This window comes from Corynebacterium lipophiloflavum DSM 44291 (assembly GCF_000159635.1).
GTDB classification, from domain to species: domain Bacteria; phylum Actinomycetota; class Actinomycetes; order Mycobacteriales; family Mycobacteriaceae; genus Corynebacterium; species Corynebacterium lipophiloflavum.
In genome coordinates, this window is the sequence record NZ_GG667191.1 from 149,746 (window position 1) to 152,006 (window position 2,261).

General features: G+C 61.8%; 4 protein-coding genes and 1 pseudogene. 3 read left to right on the forward strand and 2 right to left on the reverse strand.

Going from position 1 to position 2,261, the window contains the following annotated elements:
* On the forward strand, positions 1 to 409 hold a 409-nt coding region (locus tag HMPREF0298_RS00680; RefSeq protein WP_006839145.1), incomplete at its 5' end, for an IS3 family transposase.
* Positions 410 to 453: 44 nt separating this feature from the next.
* Here the strand turns inward: HMPREF0298_RS00680 and idi are convergent.
* Together idi and HMPREF0298_RS00685 are read right to left on the reverse strand one after the other, a co-directional pair.
* Positions 454 to 720: pseudogene (gene idi, locus HMPREF0298_RS12060) on the reverse strand (isopentenyl-diphosphate Delta-isomerase); the annotation flags it as partial.
* 27 nt (positions 721 to 747) lie between these two features.
* Positions 748 to 1,161, reverse strand: coding sequence for a VOC family protein (locus HMPREF0298_RS00685; protein WP_006839146.1), 414 nt, complete (start codon positions 1,159 to 1,161; stop codon positions 748 to 750).
* A 73-nt stretch (positions 1,162 to 1,234) separates the two neighbouring features.
* On the opposite strand from HMPREF0298_RS00685, the gene HMPREF0298_RS00690 reads away from it, so the two are divergent.
* Positions 1,235 to 1,834 carry a TetR family transcriptional regulator gene (locus tag HMPREF0298_RS00690; RefSeq protein WP_040422110.1) on the forward strand — a complete coding sequence of 200 codons (600 nt, stop codon included), beginning with the start codon at positions 1,235 to 1,237 and terminating at the stop codon, positions 1,832 to 1,834.
* Positions 1,824 to 2,261 (forward strand): hypothetical protein (locus HMPREF0298_RS12365; protein ID WP_006839148.1); only part of this gene is annotated, 438 nt, incomplete at its 3' end. The genes HMPREF0298_RS00690 and HMPREF0298_RS12365, both read left to right, overlap by 11 nt.

Sequence of the window (2,261 nt, forward strand, 5' to 3'; positions counted from 1 at the left end):
GACGGGGTTTGCGATCGCTGATCACATGCGCACCGAGTTGGTTGAAGAAGCCCTGACGATGGCCCGGAAGGTTCGCGGGAGCCTAGACGGGGCGATCTTCCACTCGGATCACGGCAGTGTTTATACCTCTGATCAGTACCGGAGACTATGCGTGCGCTTCGGTGTCACCCAGTCGATGGGCGCGATCGGGACGAGTGCGGACAACTCGTTGGCGGAGTCGTTCAACGCCTCGTTGAAGCGGGAAGTCCTGCAGGATGAGTCTGTTTTCGCTAGTCAGTTGGCCTGCCGCCGGGATGTGTTTCGGTGGTGCATCCGGTACAACACCAAACGATTGCATTCATGGTGTGGCCACCGCTCGCCGAACGCCTTCGAAGCCGCCGGGTTAGCTACACTTACTATCGCATCATGATTAAATCCCCGTGTCCACTTTCCGGGGTTCGGGCCCGTGCATCCCAATTCCTGTTCGCTGCGCCGCACGATGGCGTCCTCGCACGCCTCGCCTGGGCCGGGGTGGCCGCAGAAGCTGTTGGTCCATACTCCCGGCCAGGTCCGCTTCGTCAGGGCGCGCCGGGTCATCAGCAGCATCCCCTCCGAGTTGAGCAGGTAGCAGGAGAATGCGAGGTGAAGGGGGGTGTGGTCCGTATGCACGGTTTCTTTCGGGGCGGAACCGATGGTGTTGCCCGCCTCGTCCACCGTGACTACCAGCTCGATGCTATTCATTAAGAAAGCATCTTACGCGCCTACGCGCTACTCGGGGGCGTGCCCGTAGGCGGCTGCGAATTCTGGGCTGGGCTCAATCGGCTGAATGACGTCGATAAGGACTCCATCCGGCCCCGTGAGAATGAAGTGGCGCTGACCAAAGTCCTCGTCGCGGATATCAAGAACAACGTAGAGGCCGGAGCCTGAAACGACCTTGGCGTAGATGTCATCCACGTTGTCGACTTCGATGTTGAGCAGCATTCCCGCCGGAAGCGCGTTGGATCCCTCGGGAACGGTGGGATGGTCCTTGTCCACGATGGCCAACTCGAATGCGTCGTATTTCAAGCTGACGTACCAGTCGGTGCTGAAGGTGGTGTCGAACCCGAAGGTGTTGGTGTAGAAAGCAGCCGCGGCTGCAACGTCCTTGGACATGAGAACGGGGTAGGTGCTGGTGATGGTCACGGAAGTCTCCTTAACGTACGGTGTGTATGTAACGATCAGAAGTATACATACACGGTGTATGTAAGGAGGAGTTTTGGCACGATCCTCAGCCGAAGTCGCAGCTCTAACCCGGCGCCGAGTGCTCGACCACGCGATTGAGATGTTCGACCGGAACGGGTTCGCGGGCACCGCACTCGATGATGTCGCGCGCGCAGCGTCCGTCACCCGCGGTGCCGTGTACCACCATTTCGTGAGCAAGAAGGGTCTTTTCGTCGCTGTCATGGAGGCGCTTCAAGCCGAGGTGGCGCAGGAGGTGGAGAGGCGAGCGCACGACGCTGGCGATTCCGCTCTGGATCAGCTCCGAGCCGGATCGCACGCGTTCGTCGACGCCATCACCCGCCAGCCGAGGTTAAAGATTCTGCTTATCGACGCCCCCGCGGTCGTCGGCTGGCGAACCTGGCGCGACCACGACGCGGCTCACTCCATGCGCCACCTTCGCGAGGGCCTCGAGCAGGTCGGGGTGCCCGAAGCGCTGCTCGATGCAGTGACAGTCCAGCTCTCCGGAGCCATGAATGAGGCCGCATTGTGGGTGGCCGAGCACGATGGTGACGAGCTTGCACGGGAGAAAACCCGGGAAGCTCTGGATGTCTTGATTGACGCGCTCGCCCGCTACAGTGGCGCCCATGAGCACTAGCGTCCGATCCGCGAACAAGTCCGAGATTCCTGCTGTCGCCGCCCTGCTGGGCAGTGCGTTTGCACTCGATCCGTCCTTTCGTCGCATCCTCGGTGAGCGCGGCCGCGAGGAGTCGGAGGCGGAGCTGACAACGCTGTCGGTGACGCTGATCCGCCATCACTACTTCGACTCCGGCGAGGTCGACGTGGCAGTGGGTGATAGCGGGCAGATCCTCGGCGCAGCGCTATGGGATCGGCCGGGCTCAACGCTCGGATTCAAGGCGAAGGCTGCGGCAGCGCCGCAGGTTGTGCGGCTTATGGGCCGCAGATTGGCAAAGGAGATTCTCACCGCAGTGCGCGTCGGCAGCTACCACCCCAAGTTTCCGCACTGGTACCTCTTCGTCATCGGTGCAGCCCCCGAGGCGCAGGGCAAGGGGGTGGGCACCGCG